This window comes from Paenibacillus hebaui, from assembly GCF_051934385.1.
In the GTDB taxonomy this organism is placed as follows: Bacteria; Bacillota; Bacilli; order Paenibacillales; family Paenibacillaceae; genus Paenibacillus.
This window is the reverse complement of record NZ_CP196836.1, coordinates 2,809,196-2,834,137: the sequence shown is the minus strand read 5'-3', so window position 1 is coordinate 2,834,137 and position 24,942 is coordinate 2,809,196. Positions and strand designations below refer to the sequence as shown.

The window sequence follows — 24,942 nt, the reverse complement described above, 5'->3', positions numbered from 1 at the left end:
CGGAGGTCTTGGGGGAATTTGGGGAATGGGGCGTTTATTAATCCAGTCCCCTTTTTGTGGGTAAGGGAGGCCTATATTTTAATCAAAATCCACTCAGTCCCTGTCTTCTCAGGTCGGCAGCAACAATACGCGCAAGTTGGGCAGCCCCTTCACGATTCGGATGCAGACTATCTCCTGTCATGTACAAGGCCAGCGTAGCCGCTGAACCAATGGAAGTGAAGTATGCAGAACTCAGCTTGTTCAGTTCCACCAGTGTTACACCTTCTTCCTGAGCTAATGCTCGCGTAGAAGCATTGTACCAGCGATTCTCCGCTGTGTGTACATTGGCTGAATTGAAATCGGTTGCCCGGCCCTGAGGCGTTGACAGAATCACGGTCGCTCCTTTATTCTTCGCCTGACGAACCATGCTACGCATGATCTCCTTGAATTGTGCTTCAGTCGTATTATTTTTGGCATTGGTATCGTTAATGCCGAACTGCAAAATAAAGTAATCCCCTGGTTTAATGTATTTCAGAATGGCTTCCATCTGTCCATCATCCCGAAATCCTCTGGCAAATTGACCACTCGTAGCCATATTACGAACCTGAAATGTATTGTTATTCACATAAGAGGGAAATAGCTGTCCCCAACCACCTTGGACACTGCTGCTGAGCGGATAATAATTGCAGACCGTAGAATCCCCGCCAATATAAACGGTACGGTTGGTCACCGTTTGATTCGATACCTTCCGGATTTCAAGTGCACTGAGCGTAAAAGCAGTGCCTGCCTTTCCTTCCGTAACAAGCAGGTTGAACTGTCCATCTGTCACCGGAATTTGAAATTTGTCCGTAGCCCCGTTACCGGTCATATTCATAATCTGGTATACACCTTCTGCTGCCACGCTGGCTCTGGCCGTGTTCCCCAAGACCACTTTGACTTCATACAGTCCATTGGACAGATCCACATTAAATGTATTGGTACTCTTGGTGCCAAAAGTAAGAAACTGAACTGCATCACTCGCAACTCCGGTCCCGGACGCAGAGACATTTCGCATATTGGCAGGTGTGTTGAATCCATATCCTTTGGCTGGAGTGTAAGCATTCGTTGCAGACACCCCCGTGTAACCGTTCTCAACTGCACCAGCGCCAAAATCAAATTTGTACTCGTTTGCCGCTGCTTCGACGACCTGTCCACCAGGGGCTGCCAGAACACCTCCAATCAGACTTGTGAACAAAGCGATACTGAGCAAATACTTTACGGATTTTGACCATTTCATCAAGAAATCTCCTCCCCAGAATCTATTGGTTTCATTGCGTATTTCCACACATCCAATAAAGTTTTACAGTACATTCTCAAGCCAGTCATAGGCTTTGGCTCCGCTGATTTCGTGTCCACCTGTGAAAAAGTCCGCACCCAGCGAGTCCTGCGCAGCATACTGTCCATAAATCTCTGTCAATCGTGCATATGCCTCTCTTGCTGGATGTAGCGGGAATACCTGATCCTCACTTCCAGCTTCGATAAACAGGGCCCTTGGAGCAATTAGGCCGATAATATCCGGCAGCTCCGCTTCCCGCAGAATACCAGGTACATAATTATCCAAACAGTGATTGCGATCCAGGATGCTACCATGAAATGTGTTTGCATATCCGCTCACAACAGCGGCACGACAGCGTTCATCAAGCGCAGCTGTAAATGCCGTCACCAGCCCGCCACCCGAGATGCCCATGCTGCCGATGCGATCCGAATTAACTTCAGGGCGGGTGGACAGATAATCGAGCACACGCATCGTCTCATAGATTCGATGGCCCGCGAGGGTCTTCCCTACCATCAGCAAATGTGCTGCAATTTTGGTACAGGAACTCACACCTGGCGGTTCATCCCGATCCTCCTCCAACCTCCGATCACCGAATCCAAGCAGTTCCGGAGCAGCAACCACGTATCCCCGATGTACAAGAGCCACCGCGAAATCCTTGTGTAATCCTGGCTCTCCTGCTCGTGGTGAACCGTCCGGTTCCATACCCGAAATCTCACGGCTGCCGTACCCGTGTCCATGACAGGCAACCATAGCAGGCTGAGATTCTTTGGTAACGCTTACTTCATTCGGGATCAAAATATAGATGGGCATACGCAATCCCACATAGGTCGTAATCTCCACGCGCTCTCGGATGTACCCTTCACACGTCGTGCGCTCCAGCAATATAGGATTCAGCTCAGCCGCCACGGCTGGAAAACCGCCCAGCCGTTCCTTTACCCGTGTTTGCAGCTGGCTGCGCCATTGCTCAAGGGATTGACCCGCCTGATAAGCTGAACGTCCGCGCGGGCTTGTTTGTTTTTGCAGATAGGATTCAATTTCCGATATTACCATTTGTACCTCCTATTTTCTTCTATGATAGACGTATGTGAAAGACTTATATGTTGGACCTATCTTATTTCTTATTTATTATAAAACAACCCTGCCACCCGAGAATTGAACATTATTGCCTGGTTTGAATGAATTCTCATCATTTTAATCAAAAAAAGAACATCCCGTACGCCTGAGCTGAGGCCCGAGAACATCCTTCTTGATCATGTACGTATCCTGTGCATGTAATAACTAAGTTTAATGAGTCGTTGTTGGCAGCCTTCATTCCCTGTATCCTGGCAGCCACCAGTTCCATCGGCCCATCAGTTTCATCAGTGCAGGTACCAGTACGAGACGGATAATTGTAACATCAATCAGCACCGCCGCCGTTATCCCGATCCCCAGCTGTCTCACGCCCGCTACATCAGCAAATACAAACGGCACAGTCACCGCAAGCAGAATCGCGGCCGCCGATGTAATCAGACTTCCTGTGGAAGCCAGCCCCTGCTGTACCGCCAAATCACTGTCTCCTGTTCGTCTGTATACCTCCTGAATGCGGGTCAGCATAAACACACCATAATCCATCGAAATACCGAAGACGAGGCCAGCAATGAATACGGGAATCATAATCGCAACAGCGGATGGCTCCATACCAAGATGCCCCTGATTGAAAACCCATACGAGTATGCCGAAGGAAGCCGCCAAACTGAGCAGATTCATCAGGATAGCCTTGACGGGAATGAGCAATGATCGGAACGCCGCGAGCAGCACGAGAATATTCGATACCACGACAAAAGCCAGTACTTTGGGTAATTGCCCTGTAACTTCCTGCATGATCTCATCCTGCTTGGCAGCTTCCCCTCCATAACGAAGCCGTATGCCATTGGCTGGAGCCACATCGTCTCTGGTCCTCATCTGTTCCAGCCAGTCTGCGGCCTGATCGGAGCCGGGTTCTCCATGTATGGTAGCAACAATACGAATGAAATGGTCAGAAACCGTTGAACGCAACCACGTAGACTGCTGAGACTCTGTTCCTTTCGGTGGATTCGACAGAGATGAAGATGCCATTGGAAATGGGCTATGGAAAACCGGCTTGTTCGGCCGAATCATCATGCCCCAGGCCGATTCAATGCCCATCACATTCGAATCCATCTGGAGCTCACGCACTTTATGGAGCGCCAACTTCCAGTGGGCGGGTGTCAGTTGTTCTCCTGTACTCCCTATCACAATATCAACGGAGGAAGTATTCTTTTGTCCAAACGTATTCTCTAACTGCTCCGCAGTCTGACGAGACTCCATTCTAGCAGGCAGAGAGGAAGCATCCGGGATGGCCAGCTGCAACTGCGCAACCGGAAGAACAAAAAGAAGCAGTGCTCCCGTTCCGAGCAGCGCCATTCGAACCGGGCGTTTCATAATCATGCCTGACCAGATTTGCCACATCCCGCGAGGTTGCGACGATGGGTTGTGCCGTTCCCGATTTAAGTTCATTGGATGCCTGGACTTGCGCCTGAAGATCCGAACAGAATAGAGAGACAGAATGGCAGGCAACAGCGTTATATTCAGCAATACCGACATCACCAGAACGATAATTGCTCCTAGAGAAACGCTCAGAAACATGGGCATCCTGATCCAGAGAAGACCCAAGAGGCCCAGCAGTACACAAGCGGCAGAAAATAATACCGCTCTCCCTGCTGTACGCATCGTTCTCTGCAGGACTTCATCTTCTCTTTCATTTGTGTGTCTCCGGTGAAGTTCCTCCCTGTATCTGCTTAGTATGATCAGCGCAAAGTCTATACTTAGCGCCATCCCCACCATGGGAATAACGTTGATAATAAAGTTGGAGAGCGCCAGATGATAGCCCATGAGTGAGGTAACCCCCATAGCCGTAATCACACCGGACACCCCCATGATCACTGCAATCAGAGCGGCACGGAACCCCCTGAAAGCAAGACATAGAATCACCAAAGCAAGCGGCATACCCAGCACCTCTGCTCGTTCCAGATCGCGAAAGCTCAAACGATTTACATCCTGCTGTACAACCGCCTTCCCTGTCATTCGGATCGTTCCCGGTCCATCTGTCGTGAGCATGGATCGCAGTTGTTCCAGAGTGGGACCCATTCGGTGAGAAGGGATATCAAAGTTTAGCAACGCATAGGCCGCACCCTCCCGGAACATCCGAGTTCCAGGTGAATCAAAGGGAGAGACAACGGACGTTAAACCTGAAACCATGCGTACTTGTTCCAGGCGATCTTTCACCCACCCATGGAATTCAGCGGGATCAGTATCTGCCCTTTTTTCGAAAAAAAGAACAACCGGATCAGCAGATAAATGGAACTGCTCCTGAAGAATAAGCTCAACCGCGTGAGCATCTCCCTGGTTTAAGTTCAAACCATGATCCTGAACAATACCGGGCAGCTTCCACGCCCAGACCGCTGACATCGCGATGACGAACACCCAGAAGAGAATGATGAACCGCGGATATCGGCTAATGAGGACAGCAAGCCTGCGATAACCCATACCCAAGCTCCTCTGATATCAGATTGGTAATCCTGTTTCCTTGAGTCGTGTGGCATTGACCAACATTCTGCGCAGCGGAGGAAACAATCGGACTGCACCGGGAAAAAGCTTCAGCATACCTGGCATACGGCAAGCCGTCTGCAACCATGCTCCCCGCCTGAGCAGCCCGGAGAATTCCTGATCCATCTGAAGAATATGCTTCCCTTTCCATTCTTCAGCCGACAATCGTCCAGCCAGATAGTCCCCTGCAATGTTGCCTGCTCTCAGCGCGGAACGTAGCGCGATGGACATCCCGTCCCCACACAAGGGCGGTATAACCATGGCCGCATCACCGATATGCGGGACGATTCCCCAGGGATCAGGACGCGTAGTCATATGAACGGGCGCCTGCGCTACAGCAGTACCCGCAACAGGAACCGCCCCTTGAAGTCGCTCCGCCAGAGCCACATTGGTCTTGGAGGCCGCAGCAAGAATGTCGTGTACACTGGAGCCCCACTTCTGTACCGTGCCCAGTTCCAGCAGGGCTGCAATGTTGACCCTCCCCTGCTCTACCGGAGCAAGGCCAATATAACCCCCTTCGCAGAAATACAGCTCCACTGCGTTCCCTCCGAGAATTCCTTCATAATGCGATTTAACACCGACATACCCTCCAGTCTTGACCTGCGCTTTTGACCGACGGGTCATTCTTTCATTGGCAGAACGTCTTACAGATGGCAACAACTGAGGCTGACGCCTTGATCCCCACGCGGCAAACACGGTCCGGGCATGAATACTCACTTGTTCGCCTCTTGTTTGGAAATCCAACCGATATCCATTGCTGAACTCTCCTGCCTCCGGTCGAATCGCTACCACCTTGCTATGCTCACGAATGTCAGCACCTGCTCCCATCGCGGCTCCATGTAATTGCATATCCAGCGCGTATCGACTAATCCCCCAGGCTTCCCCAGGCAGAGGCATATCCACACTTGCTCCGTCCTGAAAAATAAGTTTGGCTTGCTGGATGGGCACAGGTTTCAGGATCTGATCCAGATTTTCCAGCCCTAGCGAAGTTAACATTTGCTTGGATTCGGGAGACAGAAATTCTCCACAAGCCTTATGTCTGGGGAAAGATTGCTGATCAAGCAAAAGCGTACTCCAGCCTTTCCTCGCGAGTTGAATCGCCAAGCTGCTGCCCGCAATGCCGCCGCCCACAATGGCCACATCCACCGCTATATTCATGTTCATTCGCCCTCCTTATTTAATCATCTGTTGGATCAACAGTGATTCGTACCTTCATGTGGGAGGATAACCGCATAACGGAACAGAGGCTGCCAGGCATAATGCAACTGCTGTCCTGACGGCAAGACAGCTCTAAGACGCCTCCAGTCCTCTGCACAGAAACCTTTGGCAACCGACAATGGCCCATCATGACGAATATAACGATTGCGGGATATGATCCGGGTCGTCAACCAAACGGCCCCCCAGGCCAGCCAGTGTCGATGAATATCGTTAATCGCTACACCATAACGTGAAATGCGCAGCATCTGCCCCAACACCTCTGGAATCTGCCGTTCATCAAAATGATGTAGAAACTGAGCTCCCGTTACAATATCTGCACTTGCTTCTGGAAGATTGAATACATCGTCCTGACGAACCTGTATACGAGGTTCGTCGGCAAAGTAGGCTCTCGCCTCTTCGCATGCCTCAGCTGTCAGATCCACCAATTCAATAGTGATGCGAATATGATGATGATCTGCCCAGCGCAGAATACGCCGATTGATATCACCTGAACCCGCCCCCACATCAAGAATGGACAGAGTCTCAGGCTCACCCGCCTTTTTCCACAAATGCTCTATTCCATAGAGCGAAGGACGCGAAGCGTTGAAGATCCGATTCAACCAGCGCAGATGTTGATGGGCTTGCCGCAGCTCCACGCCTCCCGCGATATCGTGCTCATCCATTAACTCCTGTCTGGTCGCCCTGTTGGCTAATGGTCTAAATCGTGCCATGATTCACAGGCTCTCTTTTCTCAACGGAAGCAGGTACATACGTGAATGGAAGCAATTCCGCGGTCAGTCCCGGCCCAAAAGCAAGCGCAATCCCGCTGGAAGCCTCTTTTCGCTCCCTGTAATCCTCTCGGATGGCCTGAAGAACAAACAGAATCGTAACGGATGACAAATTGCCGTAATCCCTCAGAATGCTTCGGCTAAATGCGACCTGCTCGTCCGACAGCTGATAAAGCTTCTGCACCGCATCCACAATGCCTCTGCCCCCCGGGTGGATCGCCCAGATTTCTGGCAAATCGCTATTGTTCAGCAGTCGTTCTACCTCCGGTCCCAGATGCAAACCGAGCAACTTTGGAATCTGTGGTGAGAGATACAGGTCGAAGCCGGCATTGCCCACTTCCCAGATCATCTCTTCTGTACTATCGGGAAGCAGCACCGAATGTCCGCACCCAAGGCGGAACAGTTCTTTGCGGCCTGTACCCGATAGACCGATAACACAAGCAGACGCCCCATCCCCAAAGAAGGATGCAGCAAACAGGTCATCCCGCTTGGCGGAAGGCTGGAAATGAAGGGTGCACAGTTCCACGCATACAATAAGAACTGTAGCTGCTTGATCTGTAGTCACAATGGAATTGGCCAGTTGTACAGCCTTCAAGCCAGCAGCGCAACCCTGAAACACAAGCGGAATCCGGTTCACACGCGGTGACAGTTCCAGCTGCTGAATCAGCCGAACATCCAGACCGGGCAAAAATTGACCCGTACAACTTACGGTAATGAGATGGGTGATTTCCACAGAAGTTACGTTTGCATCCTCAAGAGCCTGTCCTGCGGCCTCCAAGCCCAGTGGAACGGCTGCGGCCTTGTATTTGGCCATACGTTCGGCTGTTGTTGGAACGTTCTCCGCCTGCGTAAACGGCAGGTAGCGGCAAGATTCCACAGGCTCAAGCAGGTTCGGTTCACAAGTATAACGAGTCTCGACACCGCACTGATTGAATATTCGCTTCGCCCATCTTCTGGAATCCGGCTCATGCTCCAGAGCTTGCGCGAGACGGGCAGATACATCTTTTTGCTCAATGCGGTGGGCAGGCAAGGCCGTTCCAATTCCCATGATGCTTGCCCCCGTTGTTCCCTCAAACTGATTCATTCGCTCAACCTCCTTATATATAAAATAGGTTCATGTCACATGTGCAGGATATAGTACAAGTCTATTCAAGCCATGCTCCGTTTATGTTCACCAAACAAGCAAAGGCGGACAGCCCATGCAAATTACGCAAGAGTTGTCCGCCTTATCCCGTTTGAGTTGAAACCCTATATACATCAAGGCTAGCCTTACATCAAAAAGCTGTTGGTGGTTCTATTCAGGCCGGATCACCGTAAATCTCTCACCAAGTTTGGCATAATCATTACCAGCCAACCGGCTGATCGGTTTCAGCTGATCCATCAGAATATAACCTGTTGCAGGATCATACACTTTTTCACTGTAATGATACTGCTTAATACGAACCAAAATCAAATCACTTACAGGCTTGCCCTCATCGTTCGCGATAGGAATATGCTGATATAATTGGCATTCCATACGTACGAGCGCCTCCTGAATTCCCGGCACGGATACCACTGTACTTGGTACAGTAGTCAGGTTTGTCCTCTCCAGCTCACTTTCATGTGGCTCCAGCATGGCAGCCGTCTCATTCATATCCTCTACGATCGATTCATCACAGATATGTACAACCAGTTCTTTTCGAGCAAGCACATTGCGAGCCGTATCTTTCATAACTCCATTCTTGCGTGCAATAGATATGGATAACAGCGGCGGATCAGAGCTCACCACATTAAAGAAACTGAACGGCGCTGCATTAACTACGCTGCCATCTTCAGACAGGGTAGTCACAAAGGCGATTGGCCGAGGCACAACCGAACCACTCATCAGTTTATAGTTCTCTCTGCCCGTAAGTTCCTGCGGGTCTAATGTATACATATGAATTGTTCCCCTTCCCTGATCGTGAAACGTGAATCGTGAATCGTTAAATGTCTTTTTCGAGCTATACTTCTTTGTCATTATATATCGATAAAAGTAAAAAAAACAAAAAACTCCTTGATGCCCATTGCATCAAGGAATTTAACCTGCAGCTTCGAATCAGATATCTGTTACTTGACAATACTATTCTGAATATCCTCCAGAATTTGTGTATTGGCTTGAACACCGCTATATAACCAACTGCGCGTGCTTTCAAATTCATAAACATCTCCGTTTTTCACAGCGGGAATACTTTGCCACACTGCATCTTTCAACGCTTCTGCCCCTGCTCCCTTATCACTGTTCACCAGGAATAGATAGTCAGCATCCATTTCTGCGATTTTTTCCAGGGAAATCTCGGACCAGTTGCCTGTTGCCTTGGCGGATACTTCCTTCACGACTTCAGGCTTTACAAGCCCAAGTTCATTGTACATTACATCACCACTGGAGACATTCTCACTTACAATATAAAACTTGTTATTAAACAGCCACAATGCTGCTGCTGACTTGGTACCACCTGTTGCAGAAGCCACCTTTTCCTTTATTTCCTTCGCTTTTGCATCATAATCGTCAAGAGCTTTCTGCGCTTTATCCGATAGGTTCAGAATCTCGCCTATTTTCAATAGTGCTTGACGCCAATCCTTGTTTATATCATCACCGAGAACATAGGTTGGGGCAATTTTGTTGTACTGTTCGTACTTTTCCCCTTCTACTGTACTTTCAGACCCTATAATGATCAGGTCTGGTGAGAAACTGGCCACGACTTCAAAAGGAAGATCACTTGCAATTCCGGGAATACCATTCAGATCCTTTTGCAGATAATCTTGCAAACCACTTCCATTGTTGATAGACCACTGGGCAGCTGGCTTAACGCCGAGTGTAACCAGATGGTCTTCCAGATAGGATGCGATAACACGCTCCGGATTCGCTGGAATGGTTACATCATGTCCCATTGCATCTGCCAGAGTACGTTCTGTCGGAGCTTCTGACTGTGTCTCGGTCTTCGTTCCCGCATTGGTCTCTCCCGTTGCTCCATTCTCTGCCGGCTTCGTTCCACATGCTGCCAGCCAAATGGACATCACGATGACAGTGATCAGAAGCATGATTGCCTTTATATTTCTGTTAAACACCTCATTACCCCCCTTCATAATGAACACCTCAATGATTGAGCCGTTATGCCAGATTCAAACGTTATATTCACTACTCGTACATATAAACGGTATATTCGCTGATTGTACATATAATAGGCATACTTACTTTTTAATTTCATTGACAATGATAATTGTTATCAATCAAGTTGTCAATGCAGTTATGCCATTTATAATCGAATACGCTCTCCAGTCGCATGATTCACACTTAGGCGGATGCCGCCATATGATGATTTCAGAATACGACGACAGGAAGGATGTTCGTACATGGATTACGTATACAACCCGGTTATTGGCTACGGAGAAGACCGTTCATTCCAGCTGCCCCCTTTGTTCCCGGGAGGAGGAATACCTGGTGGTCAGACGATCCCAGGTATTCCTGGAGGGCCCGGTTCTTATCCACCCTTTATTCCTGGCGGAGGAACGGGCGGTCAACCGCCATACTTCCCAGGTGGAGTTCCTGGCACGGCACCGGGCGTACCCGCTCAGCTCGCTCAGGGCAATCTACCTACCTTGCTCGGTGCATACCCACGCCCAGTAGGTCAACCACCCGCAGAAATGGTTTTTCTGTATAACCTGATCAAAAGCAGCCCGGGTCTTCTTCCGCTGTTTATCCAGCAGCAGCCACAGAGCCTGAGCCAGGCGGTACAATTTGCACAAACAGGTGCAGCAGCGCCTCGGGATAACGAACAACGTGTACTACCCCACTTTTGTTACAACAAATGGTCACTCGTTTTCACGTACAATGATGTTTACCTGATGTGGCCAGCCATTAATCTGTTCGGTTTTGTCGTAGGTTACTTCTATCCGTTTCTTACGCCAGGCATTCTGCTTAACACACAAATTTTGTTCGCTCTTTGCTAGATCTTAAAGATCTGTTCGGTCATATAACAAACGCCCCAACTGGAGGGATATACCCTTCCACATTGGGGCGTTTTTTTGTCGACTGAATCAGAGTTACTTCTACTTCCACGAAAGCAACCCATTAAGGGTTCCTATGTTCACGTCAACTGTTGGTCGTTCTGAGACTTAGCTCGCTTACCTACCATCACAAAGTAAATCAACAATGCACCCAGATCCGCACAGGCGATAACAATCCCCATGGGTACAGCAGTGCCTTCTCCTCCCAAACCTACGAGCGGAGCAACAATACCACCGAAGAGGAACGTCATAACCCCGATAAGTGCTGACGCACTGCCTGCCGACTTCTCCTGATTAGCCATTGCAAGCGCAAAGGAAGCGGTGTTGACAAGCCCTACACTGGATACCACAAGAAATAACGGGATCAGGACCGAGATCAGATTACCTCCCGCCAGTACGGCGACCAACAAAGATGTTCCTCCCAATGCAGCAGTTAACAGCCCGGCGATCAACAGCCGAGTTTCAGATACTTTTCCCGCAAATCTCCCGGCAATCTGACTTGCCAATATGATACCCAAACCGTTAATGGCAAAGCAGACACTGAACATCTGCGGAGAGACTCCATATATTTTCTGAAGCACAAATGGTGAACCTGCTATGTAGGCAAACATGCCCGCTGCTACGAATCCCTGGGTTAAGGCATATCCCATAAACAAGCGATCCCCTGCAATTTTGCGGAATGTGACCAAGGTCTGCTTCAGTCCCCCATTGGATCTGCGCTCTGAAGGAAGTGTCTCTCCGAGACCAAAGACCACGGCTACTAAAGTCAAAATGCCAATGACACTCAGCAAAATAAATACGCCCCGCCATGACGTATATACCAGCAATTGTCCGCCGATAATGGGTGCTGCAATCGGTGCGACGCCATTAATCAGCATTAACAGGGAGAAGAATCGTGTTAGCTCGGGGCCAGAGTATACATCCCTTACAACCGCTCGCGAAATGACAATCCCGGCGGCTCCTGCTGCACCCTGAATAAAGCGAAGCACAACAAAAGAACCCATCGTTGGGCTGACCAGGCAGAGTATGGATGCGATCGTATACAGCACAAGACCCGCAATAAGCGGCGTTCGGCGGCCACGCACATCGCTTAAAGGCCCGGCGAGCAGTTGTCCTACCGCCAGCCCTACCATACATGCCGTCAGACTAAGCTGGGCATAGGAGGTCGAAGATTGGAATTCATCGGCCAGCGTGGGCAGTGCTGGCAAATACATGTCTAGGGACAACGGCCCAAAGGCCGATAGTGTCCCCAGAATTAATGCCATCCGCACACGGGATGTGGAGTGAGTGTTTAGCGATGTCGGTGTGCTTTTCACAGGTTACTCTCCGTTACCCAGCAACTTGAGCAGGTTAGACGGCAAGGTGAACTGCTGGTTGTTAATGATAATACGGCGCAGCTCTTCTTCATCCCGATCATTATCAGCATCCTTAATCTCCTGAATCTCCCGGTGAAGTCTCTCCATCTGCTGGTCAAGCGCGTTCGCAGAGTCTGCTGCACTTTTGAGTTCCTTGGTCAAACGCTCAGGTACGTCTTTATTGTATTTATAAAAGATTTTATGCTCCAAACTTGCCCAGAAATCCATCGCGATGGTACGGATCTGGATCTCCACACAAGCATGTTCCTCACCAGTGGACATGTACACAGGCACATCCACCAGAAGATGAAGGCTTTGGTAGCCGTTTGGCTTCGGATTCTCGATATAGTCTTTTACCTCAAGCACGCGCAGGTCAGTTTGGTTGCACAGCATATCCTTAATACGATAGATGTCCGAGATAAAGGAGCAGGTAATGCGTACTCCGGCGATATCCTTGATATTTTGTTTGATACTTTCAAAGGTTAACTCATGATTTTTGCGGAACATCTTGTTCATTATGCTCTCAGGTGACTTCAGTCTGGACTTCGTATGTTCAATCGGACTGTAATCATGCAGGGACTGGAATTCTTCCTTCAGCACTTCGATTTTGGTTTCCATTTGATCCAAAGCAAATTTATAAATCATCATAAATCTCGTAATTTCATATTTGAATTTCTTGAATTGATCGATCGGATGTGGTGCGTTCATTATGGTTTTCTTCCTTTCCTTCTGCACACTAAAGTTAGTTTTATAAGTACGAGGACATCATTCAATTCATATGTCTCTTGAACCATTATAAATCATATGGAGACAATAAACGAATTTCTAACACAGCACTGTCGTTACAGCCCGGAAGGTATGGGAACCTATTTTGGGTGCATCATAAGAAAGAATCCCTGTCATTTTCCACGCCATTAACCATAAAGGAGTTGATTTCTCTGCTCTATCAAGCGACGTATTCGTCAGACACTCTCCGGGTAAAAGCTTATCTCGGTCTACCTGAAGGATTATGCTTCCCCACCCTCTCGGCAAGTGAAAGTTCCGTTAGCAACTCCGCCTTAACTCGCTTCAACTTCCTGCAAGAATCCCTGCAAATGCAACAACTCGCAAGCCGTTATCCTGCTGCAAGGAACCCAACGATCAACGATGCCCGTACACGCTGGCCTGTTCTGATCTATTGCCGCGGCGGATTGGGTAATTATGGCGGGGTAAACACCGCTTGGCTGGAGCAATTTGTCCATAAAGGGTATATCGTATTTGCTCCATCATATCGTGGCAACGAAGGTAGCGAAGGACGTGACGAGTATGGAGGAAGTGATGTCGAAGATGTACATGCCGCGTATCGACTAGCACAAGCGTGGCCTTTTGCCGATTCGGAGCGTATCTCACTCATGGGATTTTCTCGCGGAGCCATCAATGCTGTACATACAGCAACCATCTATAATGAAGGGCCAGATCAGGTACATAAACTGGTGCTTTGGAGCGGTGTCTCCGATGTGGAGCGTACCTATCATGAACGAACAGATCTGAGGCGCACATTAAAACGTGTACTTGGCGGTTCCCCGCGTGCAGCACCCCAAGCCTACCTCGCCCGTTCTCCACTTTCCAATGCACATAAACTTCGCTGCCCGGTGCTTATTATGCACGGCACATCGGATACACAGGTGAATTACAGTCATGGAACCCGAATGTACCATTGGCTGAAACGCCGAGGTGCCAATGTCACATTTCACGCCTATGGTGGACAGGATCATCATTTTCATGAAAGGATGCATCAGGCTGCGGTGAACAATATGTTTGACTGGCTGGAATCCCCATCGTTCTAAACCCGGCACACTCAGAACGCCAAGTTAATTGTAGCTACGTGCTGTGGACTTCATTTTCATTTTGAAGAATCATGCTGTATCGCTGTATACTGGAGGAGTTATGTTTTTGTTGAAAGGAAGAATGGTTATGAAAGAATTTACCCTCCAAAAGTACTCGCTGTTGCTGCTCTGCATGTCCGCCGGAATGATCGATGTCATCGGATATCTCGGTCTGGGGCACGTGCTTACGGCCAACATGACGGGCAATATAGTGTTGCTGGGGATCGCCATTGCACGTGCTCAGGAAATGGTCGTTGTTCGTGCTCTGATTGCACTTATTGGTTTTATTGCAGGCAATGCCCTCGCTGCCCGAATGATTGGACATGTTCATACGAAAAATGGCTGGTCCCCCCGCGTCACAACCGTATTTACCGTAGAAAGCATCCTACTGCTGCTCTTTGCCATCGCCATGATTAGTCCATACTCGGAACACTTATCCTATCTACTGATTGCTATACTCGCCACTGCCATGGGGATGCAAACGACAGCAGCACGCCGCATCGGGATTGCCGGCATCTCAACGACCGTACTGACCAATAATTTGGCTGCGGTGGTTGAGGATACCGTAAGCCTCCTTCATCGCCTTCGACACGCCAATATGGGCTCACTGCTCAAGGCTCTCTCTGAAGATGCCTACCTTCGTGTAGGGGCTGTTGTTATTTATTTTGGCGGCGTAATTGTAGCTGCACTCTTATTTCGCCACTTGCCGATGATTGCAGTCTGGGTGCCCGTTCTATTAATCGGAGGAGTAACCCTGTACGCGCGATTATACGCATGGGGTACGATGGATTCGTGATTGCTCGCGTGTTGGACTCTCTTGGAGCAAAATAAACAGTGGTCAATTGTTCCGCAAATCCCCTATTCCTGTTAAACTGAAATAATTGCATAGGCAACGACTGGGGGAAGACACTTGAGAATTCTACAACAGATTCAAGCGGAAATTCAGGGCTGGTCCCGTAATATTCAGATGTTTTTTCTGGCAAGTATACTGTATCAGATCGGAAATGGCATGTTCTCTGTCCTGTACAATCTGTACATCCAGGGCCTGGGCTACAATGATACAATGAACGGCCAAATCGTAAGTATTCAATCGCTCGCAACAGCCATTATGTTTGTTCCCATTGGACTATGTGGCGATTTGTTCAACCGGAAGCGGCTGCTCATTACAGGGGCTTTATTCAGCGGGATCTTTCTGATTGGCCGTTCCTTCGATTATTCGGCCAGCGGACTGATCTGGTTCGCCGTGTTCTCCGGACTTTTCGCTGGTGTATTTCAGGTACTGGCCATTCCTTATCTGGCTGAGAACGTCAAGAAAAGTCAGCGCCTGAAGATGTTTAGCTATTATTCTTCCCTTGTGCTTGCTTCTCAGGTTCTTGGCAGCCTGGGTGGCGGGATATTTGCAGACCTGTTGCACTCGGCAGGCTTCGCCAAAGTCACCGGCTTACAGACGGTTTTGTTCGTAGGCGGTGCAGCTACACTTGCTGCGTTTATTCCATTGTTGTTTGTAACGAATGATAAGGTTGCTCCGCAGACAACGGTTCTGCCCCAACCTGCCGCACTATCTGCTGAAGAAGTCATTCATGTTAGCCCCAATCAGCGCGACAAGGACAAGCACGATGCGAATATAAAAAAGAAGGACTCCCGACTGATTGGTCAGTTTGTAGTGACTCAGTTATTAATCGGATTGGGTTCCGGGTTGGTTGTCCCGTATCTGAATCTGTATTTTACCAATCGCTTCTCGGTTTCCTTGAGCGCCATGAGTTTATTGATTTCATTAGGTCAGATTATGACCATTGTTTCCATGCTGATTGGGCCGACTCTCGCAGCCAAGGTGGGGAGTGTTCGCGCTGTCGTCATTTTCCAGGTGATGTCACTTCCATTCCTTCTATTGACGGGCTTTACCAATCTGTTGTTCATTGCTTCGGTGAGTTTCCTATTCAGACAGGCACTGATGAATGCAGCCAATCCAATTCATTCAGCGATTCTGGTAGACAGAATATCCGACAAACGACGTGGGATCGCCAATTCGTTGATGCAGACCGCCTTTATGATTGGATGGGCAACCATGGGACCAGTTCAATCCTACCTGGTCACCACGTACGGGACGTATTGGGGTTACGCGATCACGTTCAGCATCACAGGCAGCTTATACGTGATTTCATCGCTGATGTACTATATGATGTTCAAAGAACCCAAACCTTCGGCTCGCGCTCTCTCAGCTGACAGACTTTGACTCCCTCCCTGCTGACTGGCAGTATTTCAGGAGGTTTATGCCGTTAGGGTGTATAATGTTTCGTTCAATCTATCGAGGTATGCCAAAGAGAGTATCCGCTGATTTTCTTCCTGCGGATACTCTCTTGTTTGCTATGAATACATTCGATTGTACATCCAGCTCACGATCCCTACCGTAACAACCGCTGCTACAATAATAAATGCAAAATATCCGATTCTCCTCTTCAACTCCGAAGTCTGATTGTCATAAAAGTCCGAGTTGCGCCTGTAAAAACCCATCCACAGACCTGCAATCATATTTGCAACGACCACTACAAACCGTTTGGCAAGTCCCATCCCATCTGAGTCCCCTTCCTCTAATCAATCCCTTTCCATATTAAGTATAATTATCCTTATAACTTAAAACAACCTTATCACACTGAACTAGGTGCAGTTTCCTGCTCCAGCCAGCTCAGAATATCAAATGCCTCATGATCTGTGTTGCCACACATCTCTTCCGATGCCTGCAATCCACTGCATACAGCTGGACGATCCTTCTGTCCAAAAATTCCGCAGCGATTGTCTTCCGTTAGCTGCACACAACGCACACCTGCGGGTTTTCCATTTGCCATTCCAGGGATCGGCGATGATATAGAAATCGCGATGCAACATGCGGCACAGCCTGTCCTGCATTCCATAGTTGTTCCCTCCAGATTATAATACTTATAGTACGTGTTCAAAAAAACCGGTTTTCAGTACCGAGAAGATGGGATGAAGCTAGAAATGGAGTAGCGGAGCGTAGGGAAAACGACGTGAGCAACTACAATGTTTCCGAAGGAAACAACCTTCGTAAGCATCCACTTATTTCGGCTGAATTCCATCTTCGATGCTGATGATGCCACTAGGCATCCTTCGTAGTCAAAAGCGGACTTTTTGAACAACCTCTTATATTATGAACGATTCACCCATGTCCACGTTCTAGCGAGTCCCTGTGCGATTCTCCGGTTCATGGTCCCATTCGAGAAATAGCCCCCATGGCTTAGTGGATTCCAGCTCCTGATTAAACCACCCGAATTAATTTCCACGTCCTCTTTGACCGCCACCTCATAGGCCGGATCGATGGGACGCAGCGGATAACCCAGAATATCGTCCCGATCATAAAAGTTCACCCATTCTCCTTCCAAGCCAGGAAAATAATGATGTGCCAGAGGAGGGGGTACCTTAATCGGACAGCTAAAGTCATGGTAACGCAAGCTCCACAACGGCAAGGTTGTTCCAAACGAATAAAAGTTCGTCAAGGTATCCCCCCGTTCTAACGCAGAGGTCACATCCACAATCTCAGGACTTTGGTTGGACGGATATTGAAGATCATAGAAAAAATTGCTCGCAATCACAGCTCCCAAACTATGGGCAATGACACAGAGGGGGGCTTCAGGTCCATTACGCTGTGCAAGTGCATGCATTGCCCGATTCAGCGTTCGATGCACCATATTGTAGTTATGGCCTTGATTTTCCACAGGTTGGTACGCAACGGCGTCAGCCAGATAATGAATGATAAAGCGGCGCAGCCTCTGATAATTTAATCCCTGAGAGCGGACAAGCTGCTGAAACATCACTTCTTCCCGATCCTCAAATACATCAGCCCAGTATACAGGTTCAATATCCAGCACCTGTTTGGCTGCCCCGGGCAAGACCATGACCTGATCCAATTCCTTATGCAATCGCGAAATCAGCCTATCGGCATAATCTTCCTTTTGCATACCCAGCCCATGAATGACCATCACCGCAATACGAGTCATGGCTCTCCTCCTCGTTCAATTGACTAGGAACTCTTTCTCAACCATATGAACTTCTCAACTCGAACATGCCTGGACCTGATATGATGATGCCTTCCGATCATGGTTCGTGTGACTTTCGTTCATTCATCCTATATACAGTTTACCACGGGACAAATGAATAAAACGTACCGCACATCAAAAAAAGAAAGCTGCGAATAACGCAGCTTCCTGATTATTGGGTATCGAATTAGCCTTTCAAATGAACCTTGATCACACCGCTCTGGTTGGATGTAACATCACCAGTAGTGACCTCGACGCGATCAACCATATCCTGACCATCCGGAATGATAATCGGCGTAATGAGTGGATATCCCGCGGCTTCAATGACCTTGCGGTCGAATTCCAACAGCGTTTGCCCAGCTCTTACACGCTCTCCAGCTTCAACATGCATCTTGAAGCCTTCTCCCTTGAGTGAAACCGTGTTGATCCCGACATGGATCAGAACCTGTAAACCGCTCGCGTGTTCAAGAATCACAGCATGTTTGCTCTTAATCACATGAGCTACCTGAGCATCAAATGGCGCAACGACCTGGTTGCCAGAAGGCTCAATCGCGACACCTTCACCCATTTGTTTCTCGGCAAAAGCCGGATCAGGTACTTGTTCGAGTGGAACGGCAGTACCTGTTAATGGCGCAAGTATTTCCAATGTGTTGACGGGTTCATCCCCCACCTGAGCTGCGCTGCGTGAGCGCTGATTCAGATCTTTAGCTGTACTTGCAGATTCCACAGACGCATTGGATATATCTGATTCTTTCTTGCTTCCAGCTACAGCTCCAATGGACTGATTTGTATGCTGGTTGCTTTCTTCTTTTCTCATTTTCGCTTTTCCGTAAATAACAGTCAGTACAAACGGGATAACCAATACAATCGCCATCCCGATGAAGAACACTCCCCACTTGTTAGGAAATATCGACAGGAACCCAGGTACGCCGCCCACACCGATGGAGGTTGCCTGAACATTATTTATGGTCAGCAGTACCCCACCGATGGCAGAACCGATCATACCGAAGATAAATGGATATCGATAACGAATATTCACCCCGAAGATCGCCGGCTCGGTAACCCCGAGGAAGGCCGACACGGAAGAAGTCGCTGCAAGTCCTCTCATTTTCTTTTCACGCAGGACAAGCATCATCGCAAGTGCCGCCGAACCTTGGGCGATATTGGACAGCGCCAGCATCGGCCACAGGAACGTACCACCTTGGCTACCAATTAGCTGTACGTCTACCGCGAGGAAGGTATGATGCATACCAGTGATAACCAGCAATGCGTACAGTCCACCATAGATCAGACCACCCAGGGCCGCATATGAATCGTAAATATAGATCAATCCGGATGTAATCGCATTTGCAATGGCAAATGTAACCGGACCAATGATTGTAAATGCCAAGAAGCCAGTAATCAGCAATGTAACAGGTGCTACAACTAACAATTTAATTGAATCATGCACCCTTTTGTTCAGGAAAATCTCCAGCTTGGCGAGCAGATAGGCCGATACCAGTACTGGCAGAACCTGCCCCTGATAACCGATCTTCTCAATATGCCAGCCGAACAGATTCCACGTGGGCACGGTGCCTTTATTCACGGCATCCGCATAACCATATGCACTCAGCAGATCGGGATGTACAAGAATAAGACCAAGCACAATCCCGAGCAGCGGACTGCCACCGAATCTGGTTACAGCTGCCCAACCAATTAACGCAGGCAGGAACGTAAAGGCAGTACTTGCAATCGTATTGATAATGGATGCGAGATCCTTCCAGGCCGGATAAACATCCACTAGTGATTTTCCATCAAAGAATATACCTGGACCTGTCAGAATGTTGTTAATTCCGAGCAAGAGACCTGCTGTAATAATGGCTGGCAAGATCGGAATGAAGATATCCGAAAGTGTCTTGATCGCACGCTGGATTGGATTTTGCTTTTTACCGGCAGCGGCTTTCACGTCATCCTTGGAAGCCCGGTCGCCCCCGGTAATCTGAATCATCTCATCATAGACCTTATCCACAAGTCCAGGTCCGATGACCACCTGATATTGTCCTTGGGAGGAAAACTGTCCTTTGACCAGTTCGTTCTGATCCAGACTTTCCGTATCCACTTTACTCTCATCGTACAAGGCAAACCGGAGTCGTGTGACACAGTGCGTTGCAGCTTCAATATTTTCTTTGCCGCCGACCGCTCGGACGATCTCCTCGACCTGTTTTTTATCAATTGCCATATTGTCACTTCCCATTTATATAATGTGAATTAGTCCTGTTGTGGTACAAGCCACATATAGGATGCATACGGGCTAAGGGAGATTTCCTGCTCCAGTGCAGGCGACTCTTTCGTGTTTCCGATCAACAATTCCGCTGTTTTGCCTGTCATGTGGTCATGCCAGACCGCCTCTGGAAAAGCAAAAGTCACATCTCGCTTGCTGAAATTGGACACCACAAGCAGGGTTTCGCTGCCATTGGTTCGCGCGTATGCAAACACATCCGGATGTGCATCGTCCAGGCGTTCATAGAGACCGTCGGTCAATACGTTAACCTCTTTACGCAGAGCAATCAATTTACGGTAGTGATAGTAGATTGAATCCGGGTCAGCCAGCTGCTGTGCCACATGAATGGATGGATATCTTTCATCGACCTTCAGCCATGGTGTTCCGGTTGTAAATCCGGCATTCTCGCTTCCATCCCATTGCATCGGTGTGCGCGAATTGTCCCGAGAACGCTCCTTCACAATGTGGAAAGCTTCTTCAGCAGATTTTCCTCTTTCTTCCTGAAGCAGCCGATACATATTCGTCGATTCGATATCACGGAACTCGCTAACATCATTCCAGACCGGATTCGGCATCCCGATCTCTTCGCCCTGGTATACGTAAGGTGTCCCCTGCATGCCATGGATCGTGGTAGCAAGCATCTTCGCACTCTCGGCACGATAATCGCCATCATCGGCAAAACGGGACAGCGCTCGTGGCTGATCATGATTATTCAGGAACAAAGCGTTCCACCCTCCACCTGCTTGCATCCCGGTCTGCCAGTCGCTGAACAACTGCTTCATGGCTTCAAAATCGTAGGGCATTAGTTCCCACTTCTGACCATTCGGATAATCCACTTTCAGGTGATGGAAGTTGAACGTCATCGAGAACTCCCGTGAAGCAGGGTTCGAGTACTGGATGCAGTGTTCCAGCGTCGTAGAGGACATCTCGCCTACCGTTACCATATTGTAGGGTCCGAATACCTCTTCATACATCTCGGTAATATACTCGTGTACACGCGGCCCATCCGTGTAAAATTTACGTCCATCGCCCGGTGACACGCTGCCATCGTCATTAAGGAAACGCTGATCCTTGGAGATCAGATTAATGACGTCCATACGGAAACCATCAACACCCTTTTCTGCCCAGAACTTGATCATATCCCGTACAGCCTTGCGTACCTGCTCATTCTCCCAATTCAAGTCAGCCTGCGTTTTGTCAAATAGGGTAAGGAAATACTGTCCCGTTTGTTCATCGTATTGCCAAGCAGGCCCACCGAATTTGGATTGCCAGTTATTCGGCACACCGCCGTCCGGTGCAGGATCTTTCCAGATATAATAATCCCGGTATGGATTATCCTTGGAAGAACGGGATTGCTGGAACCACTCATGATCTGTCGAGGAGTGATTCACCACGATATCAATCATCAGCTTCATATCACGCGCCTTCAGACCCTTCAGCAATTCGTCAAAGTCCTCCATCGTACCAAAATCAGGATTGATTCGATAATAGTCAGCCACGTCATACCCGTTATCATGCTGTGGGGATACATATACCGGCTGCAGCCACACAATATCGATACCCAGATGCTGCAAATAATCCAGCTTCTCGGTCAATCCACGAATATCTCCGGTACCCGATCCGGTTGTATCATTGAAGCTCTTGGGATATACCTGATACACCGTAGAAGTTTTCCACCACGATGATGAAGTTGTGTTCGTTGAACTCATGTTAACGCCTCCAATACATTGTAATGCTCTCATGTGATTCTCTCGGCCTAACTTCAATTCTATATTACATAAGTAAACATGTATATACAAGTTGAAACTACAATAAGTTTATTCTTCGCCTCTTCTACACATTCCCCATAAATGTTTCCTCTGTAACATTTATTGGAATAGAGCTCCATCGTTTACCCATCCTTGACAGGAAGGAATATAAACTTTATCATAATAGCTGATTGACCGATCAAAATAAAAAACAATCAATCAATCCCATGAAGGCGGATGAAAAGATGAAAAACAAGAAATATTTAATAGCCGATGCCCGCAGAGAACAAATTATTCATGCTGCGATTGAGGTTCTCACAGAGATTGGATATTTTAGCACCAGCCTATCCAAAATAGCAAACAAGGCTAATACGAGTACGGGACTCATCTCGTACCATTTTTCTGGCAAGGAAGATTTGATGAACAATACGTTGCTCTATTTGGTTGAACAAGAGAAAGCTTTTATTGTAGAGAGAGTAGAAAAAAAATCATCCAATCTGGAAAAATTGATGGCCTATATAGAAGCGGGAATCACTTATCGCGCTCTAAAACGTGGGAACACCACGGCATTATTGGAAATTGTGTTTAATGTTCGCACACCAGATAATGTTCCTTATTTTCGGTTAGAAATCAATCCTGAAGATGAATTAATCGTCCTGTTAGAAGAGATTCTTCACGAAGGACAAAAATCGAAAGAATTTCAAGATTTTGATCCCAAAGTCATTGCCATGATGATCAGAGGGGCTGTTTCGCTGTCGATGTCCCTGCCTCAAAATGAGAGTTTATTGAGCTTTAAGGATTACACAGAAAAGGTGACAAAGAACGTTTTAAAAATGATTCAATAACACCAAGAGATAAGTAAATTTTTTTAAATTAAATTTGATTGATTGATCAGAATTTAAAATGTTTGTTCAAGTTTAAATAAGGGAGGTATGTTCATCCCATGTTTCATTTCATTCGTCAACGTAAACGTCGTAAGAAATTGGAGAAGGTGAAAGCAGGCGATGGTCATCTTTTGAAAAAGTACCGGTTTTGGAGTATATTTACTCACTCCTTATTTCACATCAAAATAACTAATCATAGTAGTGGGAGAACCACTTCATATGCCATAAAATCTAAATATTTTGCAGAAAAGCCCCGTGTTGATTTATACCGCGAAAATATACATGTTGCCTATTCTAAGCTTCCAGCAGCTTTTCCAGTCGAGAATGGCGTGATCGAAATAACAAACAATTCGACCTGGATTAATGGCATTCATTATAGTAGAGCTAGCCAAGACTCCTTTACCGTATCTCCGGATAGACGTTCGATACGAGGTTTTCGAATGTGGGTGCATCGTCGATTTCCTACCCTGAGCGCATTCATTGGTATGATCGCAATTATCATCTTGTTCATATCAATCGCTTTAAGCATCCCCCAATTCCTGGAAAGCATCTCTGCTATTCCATGGGTTTCAGAAAATATAGGTGTATTTGAATCGCCGATTCAACTGTCTGTGTGGACTTATTTTGCGATTGGTATTGCCGCAGCAATCGCAGGAACAGAACGAGTTCTAATGCTCAAAAATCATTGGTTAATTGATATTGAAAGCACACATTTGGATTATTAATAAAAATGAAGAAAGGGTGAACGTTACGATGATGAAACGACTCATGGCGATATACTTGTTGATCGTAATACTTGTAGTAGCAGGGTGCTCAGGCCCCAATAACGAGCTGATCGAGAGTGAAGGAGCTAATGGACAAGATCATGAACAGCAAATAAGTGAAACGGCTCTTGATTTTGAGGGAGATGGGGGATTTCTGTGGAAGGTGGTTCACGGCGAAACGACCATGTATGTGCATGGAACCATTCATCTGGGTCATCCAGACTTTTATCCTCTTGCTTCTGGAATTGAAGAAGCTTATGAGGACGCAGATGTCATTCTTCCAGAGATCAATATGTTTAAAGCGGAAGTGAATGAAGAAGAAATAAACGAGATGGCTTTATTTGAGGATGATACCACGCTGGATGACGTGTTATCGGAGGCGTCTTATGCCAAGCTTTCAGAAATATTTGAAGCGCACGAAATGACTTTAGCTGATTACAATCGCTTCCAGCCTTGGTTTTTGGGAACCTCATTAAACCAAATTAGTAATGAGGAAAGTGAACTAGCGCCAGAGTATGGGGTTGACCTGTATTTTCTTCAACGTGCTTTAGAAGACAATAAAGAAATCGTTGAGTTAGAAACCGTGGACATGCAATATGAAATGCTAAGTGGTTTTAGTATGAAAACGCAAGTGCAAATGTTAGAAGGTTCTATAGCAGGTCATGAGAAGACAGCGAGTTTCTTAAACCAGTTGGGATATCATTGGATTCATGGGAATGCCGATGCTCTTATGAATCAGTTAACTGAGGGTCTCGAAGATATTGATGAAGAGTATCAACAGGCAATCAATGATACTCGGAATCTTCATATGGCCAATAAGCTTGATGAAATTTTACAAGCGGATGACGGACAGACCTATTTTGTCATCATCGGTGCTGCTCATGTTGTGATTAAACCAGTGTTCCAAGCGAGCTTGAGAAGAAGGGATATAAAATTGAACGGATTTATTAACGCATCCCTTGTTGCGACAAGACCACTTCCTGTGTAATTATTTCGGAAGCTGTGTTCGTGAACCCCATGATATCTGTATGGGTCCACCAAGAAACCGTCTGTTCTTCCCACGATTGATGTGGGTAACAGACGGTTCACTTCGTTGATATATGATCGGTTGA

The 24,942-nt window shown here is 47.7% G+C and carries 22 protein-coding genes; 7 read left to right on the top strand and 15 right to left on the bottom strand.

The genetic code is table 11. The features are described 5' to 3' along the window. Window positions 1-82: 82 nt before the first annotated feature. The 8 genes from ACR32F_RS13105 to ACR32F_RS13070 form a co-directional block, all read right to left on the bottom strand. The gene (locus ACR32F_RS13105) at window positions 83-1,255 is read right to left on the bottom strand and encodes a rhamnogalacturonan acetylesterase (protein ID WP_440119825.1); all 1,173 of its coding nucleotides are present in this window, start codon (window positions 1,253-1,255) and stop codon (window positions 83-85) included. 63 nt (window positions 1,256-1,318) lie between these two features. Then, on the bottom strand, window positions 1,319-2,344 hold the full coding sequence (locus tag ACR32F_RS13100) for an alpha/beta hydrolase family protein (protein ID WP_440119102.1): 1,026 nt from the start codon (window positions 2,342-2,344) through the stop codon (window positions 1,319-1,321). A gap of 258 nt (window positions 2,345-2,602) precedes the next feature. Next, window positions 2,603-4,837 carry an MMPL family transporter gene (locus tag ACR32F_RS13095; protein WP_440119101.1) on the bottom strand — a complete coding sequence of 745 codons (2,235 nt, stop codon included), beginning with the start codon at window positions 4,835-4,837 and terminating at the stop codon, window positions 2,603-2,605. An 18-nt stretch (window positions 4,838-4,855) separates the two neighbouring features. Further along, the gene (locus ACR32F_RS13090) at window positions 4,856-6,055 is read right to left on the bottom strand and encodes an NAD(P)/FAD-dependent oxidoreductase (RefSeq protein ID WP_440119100.1); all 1,200 of its coding nucleotides are present in this window, start codon (window positions 6,053-6,055) and stop codon (window positions 4,856-4,858) included. 35 nt (window positions 6,056-6,090) lie between these two features. After that, a complete protein-coding gene (locus ACR32F_RS13085) occupies window positions 6,091-6,825 on the bottom strand; it encodes a methyltransferase domain-containing protein (RefSeq protein WP_440119099.1) in 735 nt (244 codons plus the stop codon). Beyond that, complete coding sequence (locus tag ACR32F_RS13080) at window positions 6,812-7,966, bottom strand: type III polyketide synthase (RefSeq protein ID WP_440119098.1); 1,155 nt, start codon at window positions 7,964-7,966, stop codon at window positions 6,812-6,814. The genes ACR32F_RS13085 and ACR32F_RS13080 overlap by 14 nt, the downstream gene beginning before the upstream one ends. Before the next feature lie 210 nt (window positions 7,967-8,176). Continuing rightward, the gene (locus ACR32F_RS13075; protein WP_440119097.1) at window positions 8,177-8,797 is read right to left on the bottom strand and encodes a flavin reductase family protein; all 621 of its coding nucleotides are present in this window, start codon (window positions 8,795-8,797) and stop codon (window positions 8,177-8,179) included. A gap of 170 nt (window positions 8,798-8,967) precedes the next feature. Beyond that, window positions 8,968-9,966, bottom strand: coding sequence for an ABC transporter substrate-binding protein (locus ACR32F_RS13070; protein ID WP_440119096.1), 999 nt, complete (start codon window positions 9,964-9,966; stop codon window positions 8,968-8,970). A 285-nt stretch (window positions 9,967-10,251) separates the two neighbouring features. Here ACR32F_RS13070 and ACR32F_RS13065 point away from each other — a divergent pair, with 285 nt between their 5' ends. Continuing rightward, a complete protein-coding gene (locus tag ACR32F_RS13065) occupies window positions 10,252-10,848 on the top strand; it encodes a hypothetical protein (protein WP_440119095.1) in 597 nt (198 codons plus the stop codon). 137 nt (window positions 10,849-10,985) lie between these two features. Here ACR32F_RS13065 and ACR32F_RS13060 read toward each other — a convergent pair whose 3' ends face one another. Beyond that, on the bottom strand, window positions 10,986-12,170 hold the full coding sequence (locus tag ACR32F_RS13060; protein WP_440119824.1) for a multidrug effflux MFS transporter: 1,185 nt from the start codon (window positions 12,168-12,170) through the stop codon (window positions 10,986-10,988). A gap of 54 nt (window positions 12,171-12,224) precedes the next feature. Continuing rightward, window positions 12,225-12,968, bottom strand: coding sequence for a GTP pyrophosphokinase (locus ACR32F_RS13055; RefSeq protein ID WP_440119094.1), 744 nt, complete (start codon window positions 12,966-12,968; stop codon window positions 12,225-12,227). 167 nt (window positions 12,969-13,135) lie between these two features. Between ACR32F_RS13055 and ACR32F_RS13050 the strand changes: the two genes are divergently transcribed. The 3 genes from ACR32F_RS13050 (at window position 13,136) to ACR32F_RS13040 (ending at window position 16,358) form a co-directional block, all read left to right on the top strand. Beyond that, entirely contained in the window at window positions 13,136-14,086 is a 951-nt protein-coding gene (locus ACR32F_RS13050) for an alpha/beta hydrolase family protein (protein WP_440119093.1), read from the top strand. 127 nt (window positions 14,087-14,213) lie between these two features. Continuing rightward, window positions 14,214-14,921, top strand: a complete 708-nt coding sequence (locus tag ACR32F_RS13045) for a YoaK family protein (RefSeq protein ID WP_440119092.1) — start codon at window positions 14,214-14,216, stop codon at window positions 14,919-14,921. 114 nt (window positions 14,922-15,035) lie between these two features. Further along, window positions 15,036-16,358 carry an MFS transporter gene (locus ACR32F_RS13040; protein WP_440119091.1) on the top strand — a complete coding sequence of 441 codons (1,323 nt, stop codon included), beginning with the start codon at window positions 15,036-15,038 and terminating at the stop codon, window positions 16,356-16,358. A 131-nt stretch (window positions 16,359-16,489) separates the two neighbouring features. Here the strand turns inward: ACR32F_RS13040 and ACR32F_RS13035 are convergent, their stop codons facing one another. From ACR32F_RS13035 to treC, 5 genes are all read right to left on the bottom strand, one after another. Further along, a complete protein-coding gene (locus tag ACR32F_RS13035; protein WP_440119090.1) occupies window positions 16,490-16,693 on the bottom strand; it encodes a hypothetical protein in 204 nt (67 codons plus the stop codon). A 77-nt stretch (window positions 16,694-16,770) separates the two neighbouring features. After that, the gene (locus ACR32F_RS13030; RefSeq protein WP_440119089.1) at window positions 16,771-17,034 is read right to left on the bottom strand and encodes a YkgJ family cysteine cluster protein; all 264 of its coding nucleotides are present in this window, start codon (window positions 17,032-17,034) and stop codon (window positions 16,771-16,773) included. Between the two features lie 252 nt (window positions 17,035-17,286). Next, entirely contained in the window at window positions 17,287-18,135 is an 849-nt protein-coding gene (locus ACR32F_RS13025) for a chemotaxis protein (RefSeq protein ID WP_440119088.1), read from the bottom strand. Between the two features lie 226 nt (window positions 18,136-18,361). After that, window positions 18,362-20,392 (bottom strand): PTS system trehalose-specific EIIBC component, encoded by a 2,031-nt coding sequence (treP, locus tag ACR32F_RS13020; RefSeq protein WP_440119087.1) that lies wholly within the window; start codon window positions 20,390-20,392, stop codon window positions 18,362-18,364. 29 nt (window positions 20,393-20,421) lie between these two features. Next, window positions 20,422-22,143 carry an alpha,alpha-phosphotrehalase gene (gene treC, locus ACR32F_RS13015; protein ID WP_440119086.1) on the bottom strand — a complete coding sequence of 574 codons (1,722 nt, stop codon included), beginning with the start codon at window positions 22,141-22,143 and terminating at the stop codon, window positions 20,422-20,424. Window positions 22,144-22,427: 284 nt separating this feature from the next. On the opposite strand from treC, the gene ACR32F_RS13010 reads away from it, so the two are divergent. The 3 genes from ACR32F_RS13010 to ACR32F_RS13000 all read left to right on the top strand — a co-directional run bounded on the left by ACR32F_RS13010 (window position 22,428) and on the right by ACR32F_RS13000 (window position 24,818). Beyond that, window positions 22,428-23,027 carry a TetR/AcrR family transcriptional regulator gene (locus tag ACR32F_RS13010; protein ID WP_440119085.1) on the top strand — a complete coding sequence of 200 codons (600 nt, stop codon included), beginning with the start codon at window positions 22,428-22,430 and terminating at the stop codon, window positions 23,025-23,027. A gap of 98 nt (window positions 23,028-23,125) precedes the next feature. After that, window positions 23,126-23,791, top strand: coding sequence for a hypothetical protein (locus ACR32F_RS13005; protein WP_440119084.1), 666 nt, complete (start codon window positions 23,126-23,128; stop codon window positions 23,789-23,791). A 28-nt stretch (window positions 23,792-23,819) separates the two neighbouring features. Next, complete coding sequence (locus tag ACR32F_RS13000; protein ID WP_440119083.1) at window positions 23,820-24,818, top strand: TraB/GumN family protein; 999 nt, start codon at window positions 23,820-23,822, stop codon at window positions 24,816-24,818. Window positions 24,819-24,942: the final 124 nt, after the last annotated feature.

Coding starts and splice junctions, on each gene's coding strand:
- ACR32F_RS13045 (WP_440119092.1), top strand. CDS start 14,214: ATGAAAGAATTTACCCTCCAAAAGTACTCGCTGTTGCTGCTCTGCATG.
- ACR32F_RS13055 (WP_440119094.1), bottom strand. CDS start 12,968: ATGAACGCACCACATCCGATCGATCAATTCAAGAAATTCAAATATGAA.
- ACR32F_RS13085 (WP_440119099.1), bottom strand. CDS start 6,825: ATGGCACGATTTAGACCATTAGCCAACAGGGCGACCAGACAGGAGTTA.
- ACR32F_RS13025 (WP_440119088.1), bottom strand. CDS start 18,135: ATGACTCGTATTGCGGTGATGGTCATTCATGGGCTGGGTATGCAAAAG.
- treC (WP_440119086.1), bottom strand. CDS start 22,143: ATGAGTTCAACGAACACAACTTCATCATCGTGGTGGAAAACTTCTACG.
- ACR32F_RS13095 (WP_440119101.1), bottom strand. CDS start 4,837: ATGGGTTATCGCAGGCTTGCTGTCCTCATTAGCCGATATCCGCGGTTC.
- treP (WP_440119087.1), bottom strand. CDS start 20,392: ATGGCAATTGATAAAAAACAGGTCGAGGAGATCGTCCGAGCGGTCGGC.
- ACR32F_RS13060 (WP_440119824.1), bottom strand. CDS start 12,170: ATGGCATTAATTCTGGGGACACTATCGGCCTTTGGGCCGTTGTCCCTA.
- ACR32F_RS13030 (WP_440119089.1), bottom strand. CDS start 17,034: ATGGAATGCAGGACAGGCTGTGCCGCATGTTGCATCGCGATTTCTATA.
- ACR32F_RS13100 (WP_440119102.1), bottom strand. CDS start 2,344: ATGGTAATATCGGAAATTGAATCCTATCTGCAAAAACAAACAAGCCCG.
- ACR32F_RS13105 (WP_440119825.1), bottom strand. CDS start 1,255: ATGAAATGGTCAAAATCCGTAAAGTATTTGCTCAGTATCGCTTTGTTC.
- ACR32F_RS13035 (WP_440119090.1), bottom strand. CDS start 16,693: ATGGGACTTGCCAAACGGTTTGTAGTGGTCGTTGCAAATATGATTGCA.
- ACR32F_RS13000 (WP_440119083.1), top strand. CDS start 23,820: ATGATGAAACGACTCATGGCGATATACTTGTTGATCGTAATACTTGTA.
- ACR32F_RS13010 (WP_440119085.1), top strand. CDS start 22,428: ATGAAAAACAAGAAATATTTAATAGCCGATGCCCGCAGAGAACAAATT.
- ACR32F_RS13005 (WP_440119084.1), top strand. CDS start 23,126: ATGTTTCATTTCATTCGTCAACGTAAACGTCGTAAGAAATTGGAGAAG.
- ACR32F_RS13090 (WP_440119100.1), bottom strand. CDS start 6,055: ATGAATATAGCGGTGGATGTGGCCATTGTGGGCGGCGGCATTGCGGGC.
- ACR32F_RS13065 (WP_440119095.1), top strand. CDS start 10,252: ATGGATTACGTATACAACCCGGTTATTGGCTACGGAGAAGACCGTTCA.
- ACR32F_RS13080 (WP_440119098.1), bottom strand. CDS start 7,966: ATGAATCAGTTTGAGGGAACAACGGGGGCAAGCATCATGGGAATTGGA.
- ACR32F_RS13075 (WP_440119097.1), bottom strand. CDS start 8,797: ATGTATACATTAGACCCGCAGGAACTTACGGGCAGAGAGAACTATAAA.